Annotated in this window: 16 protein-coding genes; 10 read left to right on the top strand and 6 right to left on the bottom strand. The window is 53.1% G+C overall.

The features are described 5' to 3' along the window. The first annotated feature begins 113 nt into the window (after positions 1–113). Positions 114–3,581 carry a DNA translocase FtsK gene (locus INT22_RS09075; protein WP_193068098.1) on the top strand — a complete coding sequence of 1,156 codons (3,468 nt, stop codon included), beginning with the start codon at positions 114–116 and terminating at the stop codon, positions 3,579–3,581. 168 nt (positions 3,582–3,749) lie between these two features. Then, positions 3,750–4,403 (top strand): outer membrane lipoprotein chaperone LolA, encoded by a 654-nt coding sequence (lolA, locus tag INT22_RS09070; protein WP_193068097.1) that lies wholly within the window; start codon positions 3,750–3,752, stop codon positions 4,401–4,403. A gap of 64 nt (positions 4,404–4,467) precedes the next feature. On the opposite strand, the gene INT22_RS09065 is transcribed toward lolA, so the two are convergent. Continuing rightward, positions 4,468–5,802 carry a replication-associated recombination protein A gene (locus tag INT22_RS09065; protein ID WP_193068096.1) on the bottom strand — a complete coding sequence of 445 codons (1,335 nt, stop codon included), beginning with the start codon at positions 5,800–5,802 and terminating at the stop codon, positions 4,468–4,470. A 254-nt stretch (positions 5,803–6,056) separates the two neighbouring features. Here INT22_RS09065 and INT22_RS09060 point away from each other — a divergent pair, with 254 nt between their 5' ends. The 5 genes from INT22_RS09060 to INT22_RS09040 all read left to right on the top strand — a co-directional run bounded on the left by INT22_RS09060 (position 6,057) and on the right by INT22_RS09040 (position 15,001). Next, entirely contained in the window at positions 6,057–6,602 is a 546-nt protein-coding gene (locus INT22_RS09060; protein ID WP_089038720.1) for a hemerythrin domain-containing protein, read from the top strand. Between the two features lie 113 nt (positions 6,603–6,715). Beyond that, on the top strand, positions 6,716–7,513 hold the full coding sequence (murI, locus tag INT22_RS09055) for a glutamate racemase (RefSeq protein ID WP_089038719.1): 798 nt from the start codon (positions 6,716–6,718) through the stop codon (positions 7,511–7,513). 57 nt (positions 7,514–7,570) lie between these two features. Further along, positions 7,571–8,683, top strand: a complete 1,113-nt coding sequence (gene trmA / locus INT22_RS09050) for a tRNA (uridine(54)-C5)-methyltransferase TrmA (RefSeq protein WP_193068095.1) — start codon at positions 7,571–7,573, stop codon at positions 8,681–8,683. A gap of 197 nt (positions 8,684–8,880) precedes the next feature. After that, positions 8,881–13,704, top strand: a complete 4,824-nt coding sequence (locus tag INT22_RS09045) for an NAD-glutamate dehydrogenase (protein ID WP_193068094.1) — start codon at positions 8,881–8,883, stop codon at positions 13,702–13,704. 283 nt (positions 13,705–13,987) lie between these two features. After that, positions 13,988–15,001, top strand: coding sequence for a quinone-dependent dihydroorotate dehydrogenase (locus INT22_RS09040; RefSeq protein WP_193068093.1), 1,014 nt, complete (start codon positions 13,988–13,990; stop codon positions 14,999–15,001). A gap of 70 nt (positions 15,002–15,071) precedes the next feature. Here INT22_RS09040 and rmf read toward each other — a convergent pair whose 3' ends face one another. Further along, the gene (rmf, locus tag INT22_RS09035; RefSeq protein WP_009722578.1) at positions 15,072–15,281 is read right to left on the bottom strand and encodes a ribosome modulation factor; all 210 of its coding nucleotides are present in this window, start codon (positions 15,279–15,281) and stop codon (positions 15,072–15,074) included. Between the two features lie 341 nt (positions 15,282–15,622). Here rmf and rlmKL point away from each other — a divergent pair, with 341 nt between their 5' ends. Continuing rightward, positions 15,623–17,845 (top strand): bifunctional 23S rRNA (guanine(2069)-N(7))-methyltransferase RlmK/23S rRNA (guanine(2445)-N(2))-methyltransferase RlmL, encoded by a 2,223-nt coding sequence (rlmKL, locus tag INT22_RS09030; RefSeq protein WP_193068092.1) that lies wholly within the window; start codon positions 15,623–15,625, stop codon positions 17,843–17,845. 19 nt (positions 17,846–17,864) lie between these two features. Further along, positions 17,865–18,200: a glutaredoxin family protein gene (locus INT22_RS09025; protein ID WP_193068091.1), complete on the top strand. Its 336-nt coding sequence runs from the start codon at positions 17,865–17,867 to the stop codon at positions 18,198–18,200. Positions 18,201–18,298: 98 nt separating this feature from the next. Here INT22_RS09025 and INT22_RS09020 read toward each other — a convergent pair whose 3' ends face one another. After that, positions 18,299–18,580 carry a WGR domain-containing protein gene (locus INT22_RS09020; RefSeq protein WP_030070186.1) on the bottom strand — a complete coding sequence of 94 codons (282 nt, stop codon included), beginning with the start codon at positions 18,578–18,580 and terminating at the stop codon, positions 18,299–18,301. Positions 18,581–18,664: 84 nt separating this feature from the next. On the opposite strand from INT22_RS09020, the gene pdxB reads away from it, so the two are divergent. After that, positions 18,665–19,840 carry a 4-phosphoerythronate dehydrogenase PdxB gene (pdxB, locus tag INT22_RS09015; protein WP_193068090.1) on the top strand — a complete coding sequence of 392 codons (1,176 nt, stop codon included), beginning with the start codon at positions 18,665–18,667 and terminating at the stop codon, positions 19,838–19,840. A gap of 95 nt (positions 19,841–19,935) precedes the next feature. On the opposite strand, the gene htpX is transcribed toward pdxB, so the two are convergent. The 3 genes from htpX to INT22_RS09000 form a co-directional block, all read right to left on the bottom strand. Then, the gene (gene htpX, locus INT22_RS09010) at positions 19,936–20,841 is read right to left on the bottom strand and encodes a protease HtpX (RefSeq protein ID WP_172420287.1); all 906 of its coding nucleotides are present in this window, start codon (positions 20,839–20,841) and stop codon (positions 19,936–19,938) included. Positions 20,842–20,949: 108 nt separating this feature from the next. Continuing rightward, positions 20,950–22,197, bottom strand: coding sequence for a pyridoxal phosphate-dependent aminotransferase (locus INT22_RS09005; RefSeq protein WP_089038711.1), 1,248 nt, complete (start codon positions 22,195–22,197; stop codon positions 20,950–20,952). 55 nt (positions 22,198–22,252) lie between these two features. Further along, on the bottom strand, positions 22,253–23,024 hold a 772-nt coding region (locus INT22_RS09000), incomplete at its 5' end, for a YlqF/YawG family GTPase (protein ID WP_226912545.1).

Here is a 23,024-nt window from a genome sequence, read left to right as displayed (position 1 = left end):
GCTCCTGTTACTGAACACTTCGATAGAAGCGCTGTGACGGCGAAAGGATGCTCGGTATGATGCAAACTCGCAAGTGGATTAAAGACACCATTGAGGTGTAAAGGGAGAATCGCTTGAAAGTAAATAAGGCGGTAGACAAGCGAACGCAACGTAACTCGCGTCAACCATCATCAACGGCCTCAACTGGGCGAGTTAAAGCCGCAAAGGATAAAGCTCGTCGATTTGGTCTGCGCTTGCAGGGCTCGGCGCGCGAAGGCGTGGTCGTGGTGCTGCTTGCGCTGTGCGTATTTTTGTTATTGGCACTGTTTAGTTATGACCCTGCCGACCCAGGTTGGTCTTATCAAGGGCCGGAAACGGATGTTCATAACTGGATGGGGCCTGTTGGTGCTTGGCTGGCGGACGTGCTTTATTCGCTGCTGGGAGCAAGTGCCTTGTGGTGGCCGGGAATGTTTGGTTATGCAGCCTGGTGGCTAATGAGGTCACGCCAAGTGCGCTTTGATATCGATCCGGTAGCGATTGCTGTCCATACCGGAGGATTAGTGCTGCTTATCTTCGGCACGACGATGTTGGGTGCACTGCATTTTTATCATCCTGACAGCATTTTGCCTTACGCCTCTGGCGGTATATTGGGCGAAGGGTTAGGGAGCACGCTAAAGCCACTTGTCAGCAGTGGTGGCGTTGGTCTTATTTCTGCTGCGCTAATCTTGATCGGTTTTCCACTGTTTAGCGGCATGTCGTGGTTACAGCTGGCTGATGAGCTTGGTCGTCGTCTGTGTAAAGTAGGCGGCTGGTTCAGCGCTCGGCGCGCTAAAGGGCGTGAGAGGCGCTCCCAGCGTGCTGCTGTGCGTGCTGCCGCGAAAGCGGCGTCTCAGAAAGTAAAAGAGAAACCACTAGCTGAATTTAAAGCGGCTAAGCCAGAGAGTGACTCGCAACGCCCAAGTCCAAAAGAGAGTAGTCACCAGCAAGCACCCGCCCAAGAAAGCAGCCGCGTACGTCGTGAGCCTAGTTTTTCAACGACGACAGATACCTCAATTCCATGGGCAGCTGCTGCATTTTCAGGTGCGTTGCCTGAGGAAGAGATGCCCAAACGTGCATCCTCAACTGCGCCTGAGCAGCCTGCTCCTGAGATGGACGTCCCTCAGGATGCTCCGCCGGTTGAGCCTAATGACCAGCCGCTTGAAACCGCAGTTGAAGAGCGGCGTGAAGCTAAAGCAGAAGTTAAAACAGAAGTGAAAACAGAGCCTAAAATAGAGCCTGTTGTGAACAACGATGTGGAAAAGGTTGCGGAACGCGCTGTAGAAGATGACGAGGAAAAATTGCCCAGCGCGCCTCGCGAGGATGCTTTTGCGGTGCGCATCAAGGATGAAAGCAGCGAGCCGACACCTTCAGTACCGCTCTCCGCGCGAGAGGCAGAGCCCACGTTCGATCGGCCATCGAGTGATGAGCTAGCCGGTGAAAAAGCGGCTTCTCATCCTGCGCCTAGTTTCCAGCCAGCAGAAACGCAGCCATTTAATTCATCGACAGACGGCGATGAAACAGAGCATCAAGCTACGCCTCAGGCGATGCCTTATGCAGCGCATGAAATAAAACAGCATGATGCAGCTAAGCAAGGCGACGACGTTGAACGTGAGATGGCCTCTGTTTCGACGAGCATGCCTGAACCCGAGCATACGCCCGCAATCACGCCGCGAGATGAATCTTACTCTCGCCCTGTACATGCGACGACCCCTGAACCGCGTTCCGAACGGGTACCTGAAGTCGTGCCAGAGCCAGTATGGGATGATGAGGAAGATGACCTTCCTGTCGCACGACCAGCCGTTACTGGCGTGCGCCAAGAGCCAACGCTACATGATTCTGATGTATCCAGGACTGATGTATCCGGAACTGAGGTATCCAGGGCGGAGGCACCTAGGGTTGAGGTTCCCCGAGGTGAGTCTTCTGAGACGGTGGATTCAAATGACATGTCTGCCGACGTGGCGTCTTCTGAGGAGAAAGAAGCCGACAATGGGCCTACTCTGTGGACGGTTGAGCATCTGCAGAGCCAGCGTCCGGCGTTTGAAACTTTCGATGAGCCAGAAGGGGATGTGCCCAGTCTCCAACTGCTGACGCCTCCAGAGCCGCATGAGCCTAATTACACCGACGAGCAGCTTGCTGATATGGCGGAGCTCCTGGAAGTGCGGCTGCGTGAGTATGGTGTTAAAGCAGAAGTCGTTGATACATGGCCTGGTCCTGTTATCACCCGGTTTGAAATTAAGCCAGCGGCTGGGGTGAAAGTTTCCAAAATCAGTAACCTTGCTAAAGACCTGGCACGCTCGTTAATGGTCAAGAGTGTACGTGTGGTGGAGGTCATTCCTGGTCGTCCAACGGTTGGCATTGAAATACCCAACCCCCATCGAGCGATGATTCGTCTGCGTGAAGTCATTGACTCTGACCGCTATCAACAGGAGAGCTCGCCACTGACCATGGCGTTGGGCCAGGACATTGGCGGCGGGCCGGTTGTCGCTAATCTAGGCAAGATGCCTCACCTTCTGGTTGCGGGTACGACGGGGTCTGGTAAGTCAGTGGGTGTAAATGCCATGCTGATTTCCATGCTGCTAAAAGCGACCCCAGATGAGCTCAAGCTGATCATGGTTGACCCAAAAATGCTGGAGCTGTCAGTTTACGATGGTATTCCGCACCTTTTGGCGCCCGTGGTCACGGATATGAAGGAAGCTGCAAACAGTCTGCGCTGGTGTGTTGCGGAGATGGAGCGCCGCTACAAATTAATGGCGGCAATGGGGGTGCGCAACATTGCTGGCTTTAATGGTCGTTTAGATGAAGCTGAGAGTGCCGGCGCACAAGTTGCCGACCCGCTTTGGGAGCCGCAGCCATGGGAAATGCATCAAACGCCTCCGATCCTTGAAAAACTGCCCTACATCGTGGTGGTGATCGACGAATTCGCCGACATGTTTATGATCGTCGGCAAGAAAGTTGAAGAACTCATTGCTCGTTTGGCACAAAAGGCGCGTGCCGCGGGTATCCACCTGATTTTGGCTACTCAGCGCCCCTCTGTTGATGTGGTGACGGGGCTGATTAAGGCGAATATTCCGTCGCGAATGGCCTTCCAGGTATCGTCGCGGATTGATTCGCGTACCATTCTGGATCAGGGGGGCGCCGAAAGCCTGCTTGGCCATGGTGATATGCTTTACCTACCCGCTGGTTCAGGGCCGCCTAACCGGATTCATGGTGCTTTTGTAGACGATGACGAAGTGCACCGGGTCGTGGATGATTGGAAACGGCGTGGCGCGCCTGAGTACATTGAAGAGATTTTGTCAGGCGGTGTAACTGCCGATGCGCTGACGGGTCTTGAGGCTGAGGGCGTAGATGGCGATGATGCAGAGCAGGATGCGCTTTACGATGAGGCGGTTCAGTTCGTTACCGAAACACGCAAAGCTTCTATATCTGCCGTTCAGCGTCGCTTCAAAATCGGCTATAACCGCGCGGCACGCTTGGTGGAAGCAATGGAAGGTGCCGGTGTGGTTACCTCTATGGGGTCTAACGGTGCCCGTGAAGTGTTGGCACCGCCACCGATAGGCCACTGACTTATCTGTTAATGAGTGCCCGGCGCTTGGTTCAATAATGCAATAAGCGTGAAAGTCGCGCCGTAGGTGAAACCCTGCGGCGCGTTTTGCGTCTGAGAGGCTACACGGATCGTCTTAACGCTCCTTGCCTTGTCCGCTATCCGGCAATGACTGCCTAGGGAGAAAATAATGCGCGATACACATACTCGACGCTCATCAGCGTTAGCGTTAGCAGCCAGTGCGCTAGGGTTAGCCTTTGCATCGCCTATTGCGTGGGCAAACGAGGCTGCAGAGCGCCTTACTGAGCGGCTTGACCCGCTTGAGAACTATCAAGCGACGTTTGAACAGCAAATTTTGGACGGTGGTGGTGAGCGTTTACAAAGCGCGCGTGGAGAAATGTGGCTCTCGCGCCCTGGCATGCTACGTTGGGAAGTCGATGCGCCTTATACGCAAGTCGTCGTCTCGGATGGTGATGATGTTTATCTCTATGACCCTGATCTTGAGCAAGTCACCATTCAGGCAATGGATGATCGGGTCACTCATACCCCCGCGCTGTTGCTTTCAGGCAGTGCAAGCGATTTAACTGCTAGCTATGACGTATTTCATGAGCAGCAGGACGGTGATGACGTATTTACGCTGATTCCTATCTCAGCGGATACGTTATTTGAAGAGCTGAGCATGGTCTTTGACAATCAGACCTTAACGCAGCTGTGGATGATGGACAGTACTGGTCAGCGTACCGCGATTACGTTTAGCGACATTACTCGTAACGGTAGTATTGACCGCAGCTTATTCAATTTTGATATTCCTGAAGGCACTGATGTTATCCGTGAAGAGCTGTGAAAAATGGTGTGAGAAGAGCAGTACACGCTCGCAATAATGTCGCACGATGACCAGATCAGGCACCTTAAGGTGCCTGATCTGCTTCTAGGTCTTGCTGTTCCCGCCACGCCATTATCTCACCAAAGCGTTTCTCCTGACCAAAGGCGCTCGGTTCATAAAATCGTGTGTTAGGTACGTCATCAGGCCAACAGTCATGAGCGCTGCCAGCAGGGTAGCCATAGGTTTCGTTATGCGCGTAGCGATAACCTTGGCCGTGTCCTAACTGCTCCATCAATTTGGTGGGAGCGTTACGAAGATAGCTGGGAACTTCCAGCTGTGGTTGCTGCTGCACAAACTGCTGTGCAGCCTTCCAGGCACGATCAATACGATTACTTTTTGGAGCAACCGCTAAATGAATGGCGGCGTGGGCAATCGCCCGCTGGCCCTCGTAATCGCCTAAACGTAAATAGGCATCCCAGGCAGCAATGACCAGGGGCAGTGCTCGAGGGTCAGCATTTCCTACATCTTCTGAGGCAATCGCCGTTAAGCGGCGCACAATATCAAGCGGGTCGCCGCCCCCCTGTAAAAAGCGTGCCATATACAGCAGGGCTGAATCAGGACGTGATGAGCGAATTGATTTATGAACGGCTGATAATAAATCGTAATAAGCGTCACCCTGCTTATCAAAGGCGCTTGATTGATGACCTACCACATCGGCTAGCACCGCTTTGTGCAGCACCTCTTTATCACCATGCTGTTCAGTAAAGTCGCAGGCCGTTTCTAGTAGTCCCAGCGCGCGACGTGCGTCGCCTGCACTGGCATGAGCAAGTGCCTCTAATACTCCCTCTTCCATCTCGATGCGGCGCTTCCCCAGGCCATGCTCCGCATCGTTTAATGCTTGAGATAACACCTGGAGAAGTTCGTCATGGCTCAGCGGTTTAAGTACATAGACCCGAGCACGGGAAAGTAGCGCCGAGTTGACCTCAAATGAGGGGTTTTCTGTTGTTGCGCCGATCAGTGTTAGCAGGCCGGACTCCACATGGGGCAGCAGCGCGTCCTGTTGACTCTTGTTCAAACGGTGGATTTCATCTAAGAATAGAAGTGTAGGCGATGTGCGTTGCTGTGCTCGCTCTACTGCTGAACGGATTTCTTTCACACCGGCCATGACGGCACTTAAATGCTCAAGATGAGCGCCAGAAGCGCGGGCTAGTAACTCTGCTAGCGTGGTTTTGCCAACGCCAGGTGGCCCCCATAAAATCATTGAACGCACGACCCCAGACTCCGCCATTCGGCGTAGCGGTTTTTCAGGCCCCACTAATGCTTGCTGGCCGACGTAATCGTTAAGGGTTAGAGGGCGCATACGGTAGGCAAGGGGTACGTCTTCACTCGTGGTAACGGACGCGCGGTCAAAAAGATCCATATAAACGTTCCCTATAAATTTCCAGCGTAAATCTTGCCGTTGAACAATCAACGATTAACACGTGTCTGTGGTAAATAATGTAACGTCGGGCTACCTTTGGGCATAACCGACGGATAAGCGCCTGCTTGCCTAGGTAATGCCAAAGGCGCATGGTAACGATTAACACCAGTGTAGTTGAACCCAGCTCATGCCATGCGCCTAAGCGTTAGCAGGCAATGGGCGAAAGGTAAGGCACTTACAAAGGAGACGGCAAGATGTTAAACCAACTGCGTCTAGATCATGCCAACATGGCGCGAATGCTCCATGTGTTGCAACTGAAACAAAAAACACTCGCGAGCGGTGAACGGCCCGACTTCCAGTTGATGCGTGAGGTGGTGGACTACATTTTGTCTTATATGGATGGTTTTGCTTCTCCGCTGGAAAAAATCTGCGTGGAACGTCTGCAGAAGCAGGCCCCTGAGCACCTTCCATTGATGGAGCAGATGGCCAGTGACTATCGTAAATTAAAGCCACGTCTGTCTCGTTTATCCAATGATATCGACATGATTCTAATGGATAACGTGCTCCCCATGGATATTTTTGCAGAGGCGTTGAAAGCGTACCTTGATGCCCACCGTGCCTATCTCCGTCATGAGAGAGAGGGCCTGTTCCCATTGATAGATGAGCATTTCAGCGAAGAGGATATGGAGGAGCTTCGTCAAGCGCTACCTGAAGGGGCTGAACAAGAACTAGAGCGCCTCCAGCAAGCGTACCCCGAACTTTACGCTGAATTGCGTGGTGCCGAAGTGCCACCAATGTAGCGCGTAAGCTGATCACTCAAGGTGTAACGGGGCGTGTTAGACTAACGCCCCGTTTTTTATTGGCGGCTTGAGGAGGGTGGCATGTACAACGCGTATTGGATGGTTAAGCAGTGATGTCAGGGCCTGTACTACTGTTTGATTCAGGTGTGGGTGGCCTTTCTGTTGCCCATGCGCTTCGCCAGCATTACCCGCATCTGGCAATGTGCTATGCCTGTGATAATGCGTGGCTACCCTATGGTCTACGTGATGATGTGACGCTCTCCCAGCGTATTGTCTCGGTATGCAAAGCGGCCGTAGATGCCTGTCAGGCGAGTGTCTTGGTCGTTGCCTGTAATACCGCTAGCACTCTAGCGTTAGAGGGATTGCGTGCAGCGTTAGATATTCCGGTTGTTGGAACGGTGCCTGCTATCAAGCCTGCTGCGTTGAGTAGTCAGACACGTCACATTGGCTTGCTCGCCACAGCGGCGACCGTCAATAGGCCGTATACGCAGACGTTAATTAATAGTTTCGCGAGTGACTGTGTGATCACCAGGGTGGCAGCAGGTGAGCTTGTTACAGAGGCAGAAGCGTGGCTATCCGGCATACCGATTAACCAGCAGCGCATAAACCTAGCGCTAACACCTTTATGGCAGGCTACCCAGACCAACCCAGCACTCGATACGGTTGTGCTGGGCTGTACCCATTTTCCACTGTTGAAAACTGAGCTAATCCGGCTATCGCCGGTACCCTTGGCGTGGGTGGATTCTGGCGATGCAATTGCCCGCCGAGTAGGGCAAGTGGCACCGACCATAGCCAACAGCGCCCAAGATGGGCGTTGCTTCACGACAGCATCAGCGTCGCAACTTACTAACGGGTTGGCACGCTTTGGTTTTCACGCGCCACAACGATTAACGATTCCTAACGCGGTGTAGTCCCTCTGTTAGGTTGTTTGTTTTTATTGATGTTATTTACTTAAATGAGGAACTACCTTGGCGATCCCCACTGTAGAACCAGAACGCTACGCCGAACAGCTCGCTGAAAAGCAAGCCTACGTGGAGAAAACCTTTGCAGCGTTCACCACGCCCACGCTTGAAGTCTACCCCTCACCGCCGAGCCACTATCGGCAACGCTGCGAATTTCGTATTTGGCATGAAGATGATGACCTCTTCTACGCTATGTTTGAGGTCGATTCGCACAATCCCAAAAACAAGCGTGTCGTGCGTTTGGATCAGTTCCCCGTCGCCAGTGAGCATATCAATGCGCTGATGCCGCGTCTGCGAGAAGCGTTTCTTGCCAGCGATGAACTTCGTCGGCGCTTATTTCAAGTTGAGTTTTTAACCACGTTGTCTGGCGAAGCCTTGGTAACGCTGATCTACCACCGCCCGCTAGGCGAGGCCTGGGAGGCCGAAGCGCGCGCACTGGAGGAGGCGCTTGGCATCATGATTATTGGCCGTTCGCGCAAGCAGCGCTTGGTGCTAACCCGCGATCATGTGTGGGAGCGCTTAACCGTTGATGGACGTGAGCTGGTGTATCAACAGGTCGAAAACAGTTTTACGCAGCCGAATGCGCATATCTGCCAGACCATGCTTAGCTGGGCCAGGGAGGCCACCGCTGGACGGCAGGATGAAGACTTGGTGGAGCTTTACTGTGGTAACGGTAACTTTACCATTGCGTTAGCGGATAACTTCCGCCGCGTTTTGGCGACGGAAATTTCGCGCACCTCGGTTGCCAGCGCTAACGTCAATCTGGACGCTAACGGTGTAACCAATGCTCAGGTCGTAAGAATGTCCGCTGAAGAGTTCGCCTTGGCGCTAAAGGGCGAGAAAACAGGTCGCCGAGTGACGGAGATGGCGTTGGATGCGTATGAGTTTTCCACCGTGCTAGTCGATCCACCAAGAGCGGGTTTGGACGCCGAAAGTTGTCATCAAATCAGCGAATACGCTCAAATCGTCTATATTTCATGCAATCCGGCAACGCTAGCTGAAAACTTAACCATACTGACTCAAACACACCATATTGAACGGTTCGCGCTTTTTGATCAGTTTCCGTTTACCGAGCATTGTGAATGCGGTGTATTACTCACACGAAAGAGCGCTGGGTAATTGAGAAATTGCCGATAATGCTTAAGAGCTCTTGTCAATAGTGCTTATGATGCATAAGCGGCATACACCATGAATAACCTGTCAGATGGTTAGGGGGATAAGCAACGGTAGCGTAAGCTAGTGGATAGTGTGGCCTAAAGGCCTATTGTCCTTCGTTTTTTGGCCTAAATTGTGGCCCCAGGCAGTCGAGGTGATGGATGCATTACGTTGCGATTGAAGAGAGTCGGCGGGATCTTTTGAAGCAGCTACAAGAGCGATTGGATGCGCGACTGGAGCCGGAGCGAGCGGCAGATGTCGAAGCCTTTGCTCGCCACTTCTACGCCACGGTACCCGTTGAAGACTTGGTTGACCGGCGTTTAGACGACTTGTATGGGGCCACACTGTCGATTTGGCAGTTTTTACAGCATCACGATCCCAAAAATCCCAAGGTGCGCATCTTCAATCCCGACTTTGAAGAGCATGGCTGGCAGTCAACCCACACCTTCGTTGCCGTTTTGCACGAAGATATGCCATTTTTGGTTGACTCGGTACGAATAGAGCTTAATCGTCGCGGACTGACGGTTCACGCTATTCAGAACGCTGTGCTTGCCGTGGCGCGTGATAGTCAGCATCAGCTCAAAGCACTTGCCTCGCCAAGAGATGAAGATGCGCCTGAGGCGCGTGAGTCGCTGATGGTCATTGAAGTGGATCGCCACTCGGATCCTGAATCGCTGACCAAAATTGAGAATAAGTTACATGAAGTGCTACGTGATGTTAGAACCGCCGTCAGCGATTTTGACGAGATGTGCGGTCAAATCACGTCGGCTATTCAAGAGTTAGAGAAAAACTGCCCCCCGCAAATTGATCCTGACGATCATGAAGAGGCCATCGCGTTTTTAGAGTGGCTGCTCAAAGACAACTTTACCTTCCTGGGGTACGACGAGTATCTGTTGGAAGGCAAAGAGCTGCAGCGCGATCCTAATAGTGTTCTAGGGGTTTTCCGCCTTGATCAGCCGCGTTATCGCGAGCGCATCCGCACTGAAGAGGGGGTTGATGAGAATGGCGACTATGTACTAGTACCCCAGCTACTGTCGTTTGCTAAAAGCGCGCATCACTCCCGGGTGCATCGCCCCACATACCCAGACTACATTACCGTTGATCGCTATGACGACGATGGCAATGTGATCGGCGAGCGGCGCTTCTTTGGCTTGTTCACATCTACGGTTTATAACGAATCGCCACGCAATATTCCGCTGCTGCGTCGCAAGTTGAAAGCGGTGATGGATATTGCCGGGTTTAACCCCCAGGGGCATAACGGCAAACAGCTGTTGCAAGTGTTGGAAGTGTATCCGCGTGATGACCTATTCCAGATCAGCACCGAATCCCTGGCCAGCACGTCACTCGGTATTCTTAATATCCGCGAACGCCGCCAAGTGCGCTTGTTTATTCGCGCGGACGTCAGCGGTAAGTTCTACTCTTGCTTAGTCTTTGTTCCAAGAGATGTGTTCTCTACTGACCTGCGCCAGCGCATACAAACGATGCTATGCGATGAGCTAGACGCTCATTTTGGCGACTTTAACACCTATTTGTCAGAGTCGGTTTTAGCTCGTATTCAGCTTATTCTGCGCTTTAATGGTGAAGGACCAAGTCAATACGATCTTAAGCGCTTAGAAAGCAAAGTGGCACGTTTGGCACGTAGCTGGCGTGATGAGCTTCAAGAAGCAATGATCGAAGGGTTTGGTGAAGAGCGTGCCAACCACGAAATGGATCACTTCCATGATGCATTCTCGGCCAGCTACCGAGAAGATTTCAACGCGCGCACAGCGGTGTTTGATGTTCAGCATCTGCTGACCCTGGATAGCGGTGACGATCTCTCGTTGTCACTTTATCGCCCCTTGGAAGAGCAAGCGGGCGGTATGAACTTAAAGCTTTTCCATCGTGAAACGCAGATCCCGCTGTCTGATGTGCTACCGATGATGGAAAACCTGGGATTGCGCGTTATCGGCGAGCGCCCTTATGACATTAATGCCCCGCAGCAGCGTTACTGGATTCATGACTTCGAACTGGAACATAGTCGCGAAGGCGTTAATTTAAGTGAGATGCGTGACACCTTCAGCGAAGCGTTTAAGCGTATATGGGCCGGAGAGGCGGATAACGACGCTTTTAACCGTCTGATAATTGGTGCTGGCCTTGATTGGCGTGAAGTCGCCATGCTGCGCGGTTATGCCCGTTACCTTAAGCAGATTCGCTTTGGTATGTCGCAGGACTACATCGCGGCTACTCTAGCTAATTACCCGGTAATCACCCAGGCGCTCGTTGAGCTATTCCGCTTGCGCTTTGATCCCAAGCATCAGCCAAGCAGCTTAGATGACTGTATTGCTCGTTTAAATGAGAACCTGGAAAGTGTCGCCAGCCTTAATGATGACCAGTTGCTGCGTCGCTTTATGGAGCTTATTCAAGCAACTCTGCGCACTAACTACTACCAAAAAGCGGATGATGGCCGTTTTAAAGACTATATCTCCTATAAACTGGAGCCCTCGAAAGTCACGGGCATGCCCAAGCCCCGTCCGGCGTTTGAGATTTTTGTCTGTTCACCCCGCGTAGAAGGTGTTCACCTGCGTGGCGGTAAAGTTGCTCGCGGTGGCTTGCGCTGGTCAGATCGCCACGAAGATTTCCGTACGGAAGTGTTGGGTCTGGTAAAAGCCCAGCAGGTAAAAAATGCGGTTATCGTGCCCGTGGGAGCTAAAGGCGGTTTCGTATGCAAACGCATGCCAGAAAATGCTGGTCGTGAAGCTCAGCAGAAAGAAGGTATCGCCTGCTACAAAATCTTTATTCGCGCACTGCTGGATGTCACTGACAACCTAGTGGGTGGTGAGGTTGTGCCACCGCAAAATGTGGTTCGCCATGATGGCGACGACACCTACCTTGTCGTTGCAGCCGATAAAGGGACCGCAACTTTCTCGGATATCGCAAATGAGATATCCATAGAGTATGGCCACTGGCTCGGGGATGCCTTTGCTTCTGGCGGTGCTAACGGTTACGACCATAAGAAAATGGCGATTACCGCGCGTGGTGCCTGGGAATCCGTCAAGCGTCACTTCAAAAACCTTGACGTGAATACCCAGCAAGATTTGTTCACGGTAGTGGGCGTTGGCGATATGGCTGGCGATGTTTTCGGCAACGGCATGCTGCTGTCGGATAAAATCCAGCTGGTAGGCGCATTTAACCACCTGCATATTTTTGTCGATCCAAACCCCGACGCGGAAGCTGCTTTCGCCGAGCGCAAGCGCATGTTCAACCTGCCGCGCTCCAGTTGGGAAGACTACAATGCTGAACTGATTTCACAGGGGGGCGGTGTCTTTAGCCGCAGCGCGAAATCGATCCCGATTAGCCCGGAAATGCAGCAGGTGTTTGGTATCGAAGAAACGCGCCTTTCACCCAATGATCTGATCCGCGCCATGCTGAAGGCCAAGATTGATCTGTTGTGGAACGGTGGTATCGGCACCTATGTGAAGAGCTCCGATGAAACCGACGCCGACGTGGGCGACAAAGCCAACGACGCGCTGCGTATTAACGGCGCTGAGTTGAATTGCCGCGTTGTTGGTGAGGGCGGAAACTTGGGCTTGACCCAGCGTGGCCGGATGGAAGCGGCCGCTAAAGGTGTGCGCGTTTATACAGACTTTATCGATAATGCGGGCGGGGTTAACTGCTCTGACCATGAGGTCAATATCAAGATATTGATTGATGAAGTGGTTAAGCGTGGTGACATGACCGACAAACAGCGTAACCAGCTGCTATCAGATATGACCGAGGAAGTTGCTAACCTAGTCATTCTCGATAACTATCGTCAAACCCAAGCGCTGGATCTGTCAGAAATTCTGTCTCACCAAGGCATGGGGCCATACCGTCGCTTTATCAGTGAGCTTGAGTCAGCCGGTCAAATTGATCGTGAATTAGAGTTCTTGCCTGCCGATGATGTGCTTAAAGAGCGCGCCAGTCATGATCAGGGCATGCGGTTACCTGAGCTGTCGGTGCTGATTTCTTACGCTAAGAGCACCCTGAAAGGCGATTTGATCAACTCTGATGTGCCGGATGATCCCTACATTCATCGTCATTTAGAACGCTTGTTCCCTGAGGTGTTGACGGAACGCTACCAGACCGAGATGTACGACCACCGTCTGAAGCGTGAAATTGTTGCCACCCAAGTGGCCAACGATCTAGTTGACCACATGGGTATCGTCTTCGTTCGTCGTCTAATGGACTCTACCGGCGCAGGTCGAGCTGATATTGCTCGTGCTTACGTGGTCGCTCGAGACGCGTTTAACCTGACGGCACTGTGGGAACAGATTGAGGCGCTGGACAACCAAGTGCCGAACCGTGTGCAGTACTCAATGATGCTCGACCTGATGCGCATGATTCGCCGCGCGACGCGCTGGTTCCTGCGTCAGCATTTGGGATTGTCGACCCAAGATACAATTGAGTACTTCGGACCTCGCCTTGCTCAACTGCAAGAAGGGATTGGTGAACTGCTCAGCGGAGAAGAGAAGGCGACATGGCGTAAGCGTTGTGACGAGCTGCTAGAAGCAGGTGTGCCAGAAGCGCTAGCCTCTACGGTGGCTGCATCGCCTAGTCTCTATGCAGGTTTGGGCATTATTCACGCAGCGCGGGTCACCAATGAGAAGCCTCAGCGTGTGGCCGAAGTGTTCTACGAAATTGGCAGCCGTCTAGAGCTACCCTGGATTATCCAGCAGGTGACCCAGCTGGAAGTGCGTGATGCGTGGCAAGCGCAAGCGCGAGAAACCTTCCGTGACGATATTGATCGCCAGCAACTGGCACTAACGACCAGTGTTCTGAAGCTGGAAGCGGGTAGTCGTGACACTCAAGAGCGTGTGGCTCAGTGGCTTGAGCAGCACGCCGAGCTACACCGTCGCTGGTGCCATTTGATTGACGAGGTGCGCGGTGGCAGTGAAGGCGGCTTTGCATTATTTGCTGTTGCCGTGCGTGAACTGGTCGATCTTGCTGAAAGTGATAGTGAAGGGTAAGCCATAAGCTAGCGATTATCTTGCCCGATGAGTAACACCACCTACCGCGCCCTGAATCAGGGCGCGGTTTTTTTATGACGGTTCTTGAGACCGTTCTTGAGACTGCTCTTGATACCGCTCTTGTGAGCGCTTTTTCACGGCATCGCCTTTCTCGCCGCTCAGCGCTGCGAAGATAACTTGATTTACGCTATACTCTGCGCGCCGCGCACTATGTCGTCTATTTGCCCACATGTAGCGTGTCCGTTCGTCTGCTTCATGCCCACTGCTCTGGAGAGCCTCGCTGATGTATAACTTCGCCCGTTCGCTGTTGTTTCGACTCGACCCAGAAACGTCTCATGGGTTGGCGCTGGGTGCGTTAGATACTCTGCATCGGGTGGGCGGTGTGCAGCGGGTATATGGTGAGCCTGTGAGCGACCCTGTCGAACTGATGGGGCTGCGTTTTAGTAATCGGGTAGGGCTTGCTGCAGGGCTGGATAAAAATGCCGATCACTTGGATGCGCTGGGCGCGCTGGGCTTTGGGTTTGTAGAAGTAGGAACCGTGACGCCCAAAGCGCAGCCAGGCAACCCGAAGCCACGCCTGTTTCGGCTTGCAGGCCACGAGGCGATCATTAACCGCTTTGGATTTAATAACAAAGGGGTTGAGCACCTTGTTGCCCAGGTGAAAAAGCGCCACTACAGAGGCGTTGTGGGTATCAATATTGGCAAAAACTTAACCACCTCTGTGGAGAATGCGCTTGATGATTACCTGCTCTGTTTAGAAGCGGTGCACGGCGTGGCTGATTATATTGCGGTCAATATTTCCTCACCCAATACGCCTGGGCTACGGACATTGCAGTTCGGTGAGCAACTGGATGCGTTGTTAGGGCCTATCCGATCGCGCAGCCAAGAGCTGGACAACGCGTTAGGCCGCAAGGTGCCGCTACTGGTTAAAATCGCCCCAGATATGAGTGAAGAAGAGGTTGTCTTGGTAGCCGACAGTATTGCTCGAAATGCACTGGATGGTGTGATTGCGACCAATACCACGGTATCTCGCGAGGCCGTTAAGAGTGACCCTCAGTCAGAAGAGGCGGGTGGGCTTTCTGGAAAACCCGTTTTTGAAGCATCGAATAGGGTGATTCGCCTGTTACGTGCGCAACTGCCAACGCTGCCTATTATAGGTGTGGGCGGGATTGATAGCGGTGAGGCCGCTGCTGCTAAAATTGCCGCTGGCGCAGACTTGGTGCAGCTCTATTCAGGGTTGATCTATCAAGGGCCTGGGTTAGTGAAAGCGTGCGCCGAGGCATTGAAACAGCCATAATTGAGCAATAAAAAAGCCCGCTTGTCAGCGGGCTCCGTACTCCAAATGTCATGTTTGAAAAGGTAAAAAACTAGGTCATCACCATGGGATTTTTATGAATACCGGAGACGCCGGTCATCCCGTCCCACTGATCACCGCGACCTTCACGCCAACCACTCATCCAATATTCGCGTAAATTGACATCTTGACTGGGGCAGTCATCTCGGGAGCGACCCGTAATGCCCGCTTTATAGCCGTGAACATAAGCCCGTTGGAAGCGATCACGTTTTTGTCGTTTCATTGGCTAACCTCTTTTCACGAAAGCCTTTGATAAGAAAAGCACGCTGGGCAAAAATGCTATATTTGCATCAGTGCTATTTCGATAGATAACTTTGGCAAGCCGCCACTCAACGCTAGTGCCTAGCACTCACGTGCTGAACGGGCAAAGCGGCAGACTCGACAAATTAGGGTCTTGAAAGCAAGTTGCTTATAAAACCCTGACAAACAACGCATGCGTTTTTCAGTAGCTACACTCTTATTGTTAGCTCATTATGGGGTCACTTGTCGACCATCAAATTGTCATAAGACGTAAACTCATTTGCCATATATAGGAATATCGCGCTCTTACGCGCGGCGATAAACATGACTGAGTCGAGCCAAACTGCCCCTCTAAACCTCCTTGCTACCTGCCCCAAAGGCATTGAAGGCCTTTTAGCTGATGAGCTTTCAGCGCTAGGAGCCGAGCTAGGTAAAACGACCGTGGCGGGCGTTTATTTTTCCGCCAATCTAGCAACCGCCTATCGCATATGCCTATGGTCACGGCTAGCTAACCGCATTATTTTGCTGTTGGCTCGGGAGCCGATGATTGATACCGCTGAGCAAGTGCGTGACGTGGTTGCCCGGCTTCCCTGGACACAGCATTTAACGCCAGGCAAAACGCTGGCGGTAGATTTTCATGGTCGCAGCGACCACATTCGCCATACTCGGTTTGGTGCCCAGACGGTGAAAGATGGCGTTGTTGATTCGCTGCAGCTAGCAGGTCAGGAGCGTCCAAATGTGGATACCAAAACGCCTGATCTGCGCATCTACGCCCATCTACACCGTGCTAACTTAAGTCTGGGAATTGATCTTTCAGGCGAAAGTTTGCACCGCCGTGGCTACCGCCGTGATGTTGGACATGCACCGCTGAAAGAGAACTTGGCAGCCGCATTGCTAGTGCGTGCTGACTGGCCTGAACGAGCAAAAGCCGGTGAGCCGCTGTTAGATCCGTTATGCGGTGCAGGCACGTTGCTGATTGAAGCGGCGTTAATGGCTGCCGACCAAGCGCCCAATCTCAATCGGGAGCGCTTTGGCTTTCAGGGCTGGGCAGGCCACGACGAGCCGCTGTGGAAAGAGTTAAAGCGCGAAGCTGAGGCACGGGCGTCGATAGGCCGTAAACGCTGTAAAACGGCGCTGGTGGGCTTTGATCAGAGTCCGGCGGCATTGACAGCAGCGAAAGCTAACGCCATGCGTGCGGGCATTCCTGCGCTAATTACCTTGCATGGGCAGAGCCTAAGTCAGCTAAGCAGGCCAGAGACTATTACTGCCGAACGTGGGCTATTGATAACTAACCCGCCTTATGGCGAGCGCTTAGGCGAATTGCCTGAGTTGGTGCGTTTGTATGCCCAGCTGGGAGAAAAGGCGAAAGCGCTGTTTCCCGGTTGGACACTGGCGCTGTTTACCGGTAACCCCGATTTGGGGCATCGCCTTGGGCTACGTGCTCACAAGCAGTATGCGCTGAAGAACGGTGCTCTGGATGCGAAGTTGCTGCTGATGGAAATTGCCACTCACACGGCCAGCATGCCAGGCAGTGACAGCGTTTCTTCTGTCTCAGAAAATGGTGGAGAGGCGCAGCAAACAAGTATCAGTGCCAAGCCTGCTGTGTCGGAAAATGCCCAAATGTTTGCCAACCGACTGGCGAAAAACCAAAAACGTCTGAAAAAGTGGCTCAAGAAAAGCGCTGAGACTTGCTATCGTGTTTACGATGCTGATATGCCGGAGTATGCGCTGGCAGTCGATCGTTACGGTGATCGAGTGCACGTTCAAGAGTACGCCGCACCCAGCTCAATCAACCCCGCTCAGGCTCAAAAGCGCTTGTTTGATGCCCTGGAAGTGCTGCCAGATGCCCTCGGCGTCGACCCAGGCAAGGTGTATATAAAGCGTCGTGAGCGGCAAACGGGTAGTGCCCAATACCAGAAGCGGGATGCCAGCGGTGAACGCTTTGAAGTGCAGGAGGGTGACGCTCGGTTGTGGGTTAACCTGCGTGACTACTTGGATACCGGCTTATTTTTGGATCATCGCCCAGTGCGCCGCCTGCTTAACGAGATGGCTAGCGGGAAACGCTTCTTAAACCTGTTTTGCTACACTGCCACGGCAACCGTGCAAGCAACCTTGGGCGGTGCAAGCGACAGTGTCAGCGTCGATATGTCGAATACCTACCTTGAGTGGGCGAGAGACAACTTTGCACTGAATAAGCTGGACCCAAGACTACATCGTGTGGTGCGGGATGACTGTTTCCGCTGGCTTGAAACCGCGAACGCCGAGTTTGACCTGATCTTTATGGACCCGCCGACATTTTCTAACTCCAAGAAAATGCGCGATACCCTGGATGTTCAGCGTGACCATCCGCGGCTGGTGGAACTGGCCATGGCGCGTCTTGCGCCCGGCGGTACCCTGGTGTTCTCGAACAATCAGCGACGCTTCAAGCTAGACGAGGGGCTCAGCGAGCGCTACGCAGTGGAAGATATTACATCGCGTACGTTTGACCCGGATTTTCAACGCCGAACCAACCTGCATCATGTGTTTTTGCTACGGCATAAAGCGTAAGGGCACAAAGAGATCGGATATGATTCAGCTATCGATTTATACAACGTTAGGCTGCCACTTGTGCGCTCAGTTAGAGGCGCTAGTGGTAACGTTGGCGAACCAAGAGGTATCGCTGCATCACATTGAAATCAGCGACGACGATACGTTAGCGGCGCGTTATGGTGTGCGCATTCCGGTTTTGATGGATGCTAATGGGGAAGAGCTGGATCGAGGCTTTGATCTTGATAAGCTGAGCGCTTGGTTACAAGCGCGCGGCTGGTTGGATGAGGCTGCGCTGGCGGCACTTACCACACCGCCCGAAAATGCGCCGCCAATTGGCGCGCATCAGCGCAATGGACGGCGCTACTTGGGTTGAGACAGTCCTTGAGACAGCCCTTGAGACAGCCCTTGAAACCGCTCTTGAAAAAGCCTTTAGGGTTCGAATTATTGTCGCTAACATAGAGTTTGATGCACCTAAAGTGCATCAAGTAGCGACAACTGCCGCATGGCTTCCTGTCCTTCGGGCGTATGATCGGCTGCTTCCAGTACCTTGCGAAACCCTCGCGAGGTCTGGATGGTGGCCTCATCTTCCATCCACATTTGTGCTTGCTCCAGGGTGTCTGCCAACTGATGCTTTAGCCCGCCAAACTGGGTGCCGATTTGCCCCCAGGCGCGGCTGAAAATCCAGTCGCCAAACATATCCTGGTGAATATGCACCAACACATAGTCATGGTCGGTTTCCCAGCGTACGATCACACCCATCTCCTTAACTGCTTCTTGATCATGCCTGCACAGCAAGCCGTTGCGGGCGTATTGTAAAGCCCGGATACGAAAACGCCTATGAAACTTGTTATCGACGCTAATATCCCCGCTGCAGACCTCTGTTTTGAGTCGTTTGGTACGTTGCATCGCTTGCCAGGGCGTGAGATTCGTCCTACCGATGTGGCTGATGCCGACGCACTGATAGTGCGCTCGATTACTCAGGTCAATCACGCGTTGTTAGCACAAAGCCCTGTCCGTTTTGTGGGTACCTGCACCATTGGCACTGATCATATTGATCGCGCGTTATTAAGCGAGCGTGGCATTGGCTTTGCTAGTGCGCCTGGCTGTAATGCCGACGCCGTGGTGGACTACGTGCTTAGCAGCTTGCTGCTGATAAGTGAGCGACAAGGTTGGTCGTTGCTGACACGTAGGGTGGGTATTGTGGGGGCTGGCAACGTTGGCAGCCGTTTGCAGCAGCGTTTGCAAGCACTGGGTGTGGAAACCATGGTGTGTGATCCGCCTCGCGCAGAAAAAGAACACCCTGGAAAAGGGCCCGCAGCAGTAGGGGAGGCGGGCCTGTTTTGCTCGCTGGATAGCGTCATCGAACACTGCGACGTAGTGTGCCTGCATACTCCGCTGGTGAAAGAGGGCCCCCATGCCACGTATCAACTGCTTAATGCTGAGCGTATTAATGACCTAACCCCTGGAACTGTGTTGCTAAACGCCGGGCGGGGCGACTGTATTGACGGTCTGGCGCTACGTAGTCGTTTAGCAGGTAAAGGCGATATCACGGCGATTCTCGATGTTTGGGAAGATGAGCCGGAGATCGATGCCGGGTTGCGTGATTTGGTAGCGCTGGCGACACCACATATTGCCGGGCATAGCCTTGATGGCAAGTTGCGTGGTACGTGGATGATTCAGCAGGCGCTGGCTCAGCATATCGAGCGGCCAAGTGGCGTTACGTTTAGCGAACTCTGCCCACGACCTGCGCTGTCGGCATTAACGCTGCAGCAAGCGATGCCGACAGAAGAAGCACTCCGGCTATGCACGCGCGCGGTTTACGATGTGCGCCGCGACCACGATGCGTTGCAGCGGCACGTGTTTCACCAGGGAATCAAAAAGGGCTTTGATTACTGCCGATCAAACTACCCACTGCGTCGAGAGTTTGCCACGCTGCGCGTGTTGTTAGAGAACGACGCAACGGTGTTGGAAGCGCCATTGCTGGCGGCTGGTTTTCAAGTGCGCTGCGTATAGTTGTGTGGTGACGGTGTGTTGGTTGTGAGGTGGTTTAGACAGCACAAGGCCCGCATTTGCGGGCCTTGTGTGTTATGCAGCTAGCGAATATGCGTTTACTGACGGTAAGCCGCTTCTTTTAAGGCGCGAATGCGATCGTCCAGCGGCGGGTGGCTGGCGAACAGCTGCTCTAGCAAAGAGCGGGTTTGGCCTTTAGTAATAGCCATCGCACGCAGGGTATCTGGCATCTGGTCAGGCATTTCAGTTTCCGCTTTCAGACGTGCCAGCGCATTCACCATTGCGCCGGTGCCCGCTAGGCGTGCGCCTGCCTCATCAGCACGGTATTCACGATAACGTGAGAACCAGGCAACGATTGCGGAGGCGACAAGACCAAAGACGATTTCTGCCACGATCACCACGGCAAAATAGCCGATAAAACCAAGGCCACCTTCGCCGTCGCTACGACTTCTTAAGAAGTTGTCGACTAACTGAGCCACGACCCGAGCAAAGAACATAACAAAGGTATTCACGACACCTTGAATCAGCGCCAGCGTTACCATGTCGCCGTTGGCCACGTGGCCGATTTCGTGGGCCAGCACCGCGCGCACTTCTTCAGGGCGCATACGGTTTAATAGGCCCGCTGAAACGGCGACTAATGCATCGTTTTTATTCCAGCCGGTGGCAAACGCGTTGGACTGCTGAGCAGGAAAAATGCCCACTTCTGGCGTTTTAATACCCGCTTCGCGGGAAAGTTCAGCCACCGTATCCAGCAGCCACTGCTCTGTTGAGTTAGAGGGTGTTTCGATAATCACGGTGCCGGTCGAACGCTTTGCCATCCATTTGGAAATGAACAGCGATACTAGCGAGCCGACCATGCCGAAGATAAAGCAGAAAATCAGCAGGCTAGTAAAGTTGATGCCCTGACTGCTTAGGTAACTTTCCACCCCAAACAGTCGCAGCGTTAAGCTGGCAACCAGCAACACCGCTAAGTTAGTGGCTAAAAACAGCACAATTCGCATCATGGTGCAGGTTCTCCATCAAAGGTCATTAAAAAAGCGTTAGTGGAATGACAGTTTAGATACGTGCTGTTAACGTCAGTTTCAAGTCACCGTTTTTATTGATGACTGCTTTTATTGACGATAGCGAGACAAGAAATTAGCAAAGCGATCAAGCGCATCACCCAATTGGTCGGCCCATGGCAGAGTAACAATGCGCACGTGATCCGGTTCTGGCCAGTTGAACGCAGTGCCTTGCACCAGCAGGATTTTTTCCTGGAGCAGTAAGTCCAGCACCAGCTGTTGGTCATCCTGAATGTTAAACACCTTAGGGTCTAAGCGGGGAAAGGCATACAGCGCACCTTTAGGCGTCACGCAAGAGACCCCTGGGATGGCGTTAAGCTTTTCTATCGTAATATCTCGCTGAGCCAATAGTCGGCCGCCCGGCAGAATCAAATCATTGATTGACTGGTAGCCACCCAGTGCGGTTTGGATAGCGTGCTGGGCTGGGACGTTAGCGCACAGGCGCATTGAGGCCAGCATGGTCAGGCCCTGAATAAAATCACTGGCGCGCTGTTTGGCTAGCGTGCCGGAAATGGTCATCCAGCCGGAACGAAAGCCCGCGCAGCGGTAGCTTTTCGATAGCCCATTCATGGTAATGACCAGTTGGTCATCATCCGCCAATGCACCCGTGGCGGTGTGCTCTACGCCGTCATAAAGAATCTTGTCGTAGATCTCATCGGAGAACACCACCAAATTGTGCTCTTGGGCAATATCCAGCACTTCCCGTACCACTTCAGGCGGGTAAACCGCACCGGTAGGGTTGTTCGGGTTGATAATGACAATGGCCCGGGTACGGCTGGTAACTTTGGCGCGAATGTCTGCTATGTCCGGTGCCCAATCGGCTTGTTCATCGCATAAGTAGTGAACACCGTGACCGCCAGATAAATTCGCTGCGGCGGTCCATAGCGGGTAGTCAGGGGCAGGGATCAGTACTTCATCTCCGTCGTTTAACAGCGCCTGCATCGACATCACGATCAGCTCGGAAACGCCGTTGCCGATGTAGATGTCTTCAATGCCAACCCCAGGAATCCGTTTACGTTGGCACTCTTGCATAATTGCCTTACGTGCCGAGTAAAGGCCTTTAGAATCACAGTAGCCCTGGGCAGTGGGCAGGTTGCGCATCACGTCTTGAAGAATCTCTTCCGGTGCCTCAAAGCCAAATGGCGCCGGGTTGCCAATGTTAAGCTTTAAAACTCGCTGGCCTTCTTCTTCCAGGCGCTTGGCATGGTCGAGCACTGGGCCGCGAATGTCGTAACAGACGTTATGCAGTTTGTGCGATTTTTTCAGTGTGTGTGATTCTGTAGGCTGCGGGGTGTCCATGGGGTTTATTATCCAAAATGTCCTGTGGCCGTGGGTGTTACTGATGATCAGCTCATTATGCGTCGGATTGTAGGTGGCTGTCTTCGTCGTTTTGTATCGGTGGTGGTGGAATATCACCTGGGGTTTCTAATGTAAGCCTACCGAGCTTGCCATCGCGTAGTTCGTGAAGCAGTACTTCGGCACCGCGGTGTATGTCGACCTCGCCACCGGGGCGTAAGCCGCCGCGCTTACTCGCAATTTCTTTCAAAATGGCGTGGCCGTCAAAACCGGCAATGGCTAAGAAGTCCGGCTTTTGCGGGCCATCGGCATCCACCTCTTGTGCTACGGGCGCTTCATAAGTAGGCAGCGCCTTTAACTTATAGCGGGCGGTCAACTCTGCAGGATAGCGCTTGGCAAGCTCGGCACTGGTGACGATGGCTACATCGGTATACTCAATCGCAGTATCACGAATTGCACCGCTAGCAGCCAAGCGATAGGCGCTAGCCTGGTCTTCGATTTTTGGCCATAGCACCCCAGGGGTGTCGATCAGCGCGACGCGGCCGTCGATACGCACCTTTTGCTGGCGCTTGGTGACCGCGGGCTCATTGCCAGTTTTAGCAATTTTCCGACCCGCAAGCCCGTTGATCAGCGTCGATTTTCCGACGTTGGGAATGCCCATTACCATCACGCGGACATCTCTATCAGCGCGTACCGCGCCTGCCAGCTCGTGGCATAGCTTAGGGATTTTTTTAAGCTCGCGAATATTGGTAGTGGTAATTGCCAGGGCGCGGGTATCTTCTTGAGCATCGAAAAAAGCTACCCACTCAGCAGTACGCTCAGGGTCGGCA

It is taken from the genome of Halomonas sp. 3D7M (genome assembly GCF_014897885.1).
In the GTDB taxonomy this organism is placed as follows: domain Bacteria; phylum Pseudomonadota; class Gammaproteobacteria; order Pseudomonadales; family Halomonadaceae; genus Vreelandella.
The sequence above is the reverse complement of the archived record's forward strand: the minus strand, read 5'-3'. Positions and strand labels throughout refer to the sequence as shown.

What these genes read in the sequence shown, in the direction of transcription:
- lolA (WP_193068097.1), top strand. Translation starts at nt 3,750, where the DNA reads ATGCGCGATACACATACTCGACGCTCATCAGCGTTAGCGTTAGCAGCC.
- INT22_RS09065 (WP_193068096.1), bottom strand. Translation starts at nt 5,802, where the DNA reads ATGGATCTTTTTGACCGCGCGTCCGTTACCACGAGTGAAGACGTACCC.
- INT22_RS09060 (WP_089038720.1), top strand. Translation starts at nt 6,057, where the DNA reads ATGTTAAACCAACTGCGTCTAGATCATGCCAACATGGCGCGAATGCTC.
- murI (WP_089038719.1), top strand. Translation starts at nt 6,716, where the DNA reads ATGTCAGGGCCTGTACTACTGTTTGATTCAGGTGTGGGTGGCCTTTCT.
- INT22_RS09045 (WP_193068094.1), top strand. Translation starts at nt 8,881, where the DNA reads ATGCATTACGTTGCGATTGAAGAGAGTCGGCGGGATCTTTTGAAGCAG.
- INT22_RS09040 (WP_193068093.1), top strand. Translation starts at nt 13,988, where the DNA reads ATGTATAACTTCGCCCGTTCGCTGTTGTTTCGACTCGACCCAGAAACG.
- rmf (WP_009722578.1), bottom strand. Translation starts at nt 15,281, where the DNA reads ATGAAACGACAAAAACGTGATCGCTTCCAACGGGCTTATGTTCACGGC.
- rlmKL (WP_193068092.1), top strand. Translation starts at nt 15,623, where the DNA reads ATGACTGAGTCGAGCCAAACTGCCCCTCTAAACCTCCTTGCTACCTGC.
- INT22_RS09025 (WP_193068091.1), top strand. Translation starts at nt 17,865, where the DNA reads ATGATTCAGCTATCGATTTATACAACGTTAGGCTGCCACTTGTGCGCT.
- pdxB (WP_193068090.1), top strand. Translation starts at nt 18,665, where the DNA reads ATGAAACTTGTTATCGACGCTAATATCCCCGCTGCAGACCTCTGTTTT.
- htpX (WP_172420287.1), bottom strand. Translation starts at nt 20,841, where the DNA reads ATGATGCGAATTGTGCTGTTTTTAGCCACTAACTTAGCGGTGTTGCTG.
- INT22_RS09005 (WP_089038711.1), bottom strand. Translation starts at nt 22,197, where the DNA reads ATGGACACCCCGCAGCCTACAGAATCACACACACTGAAAAAATCGCAC.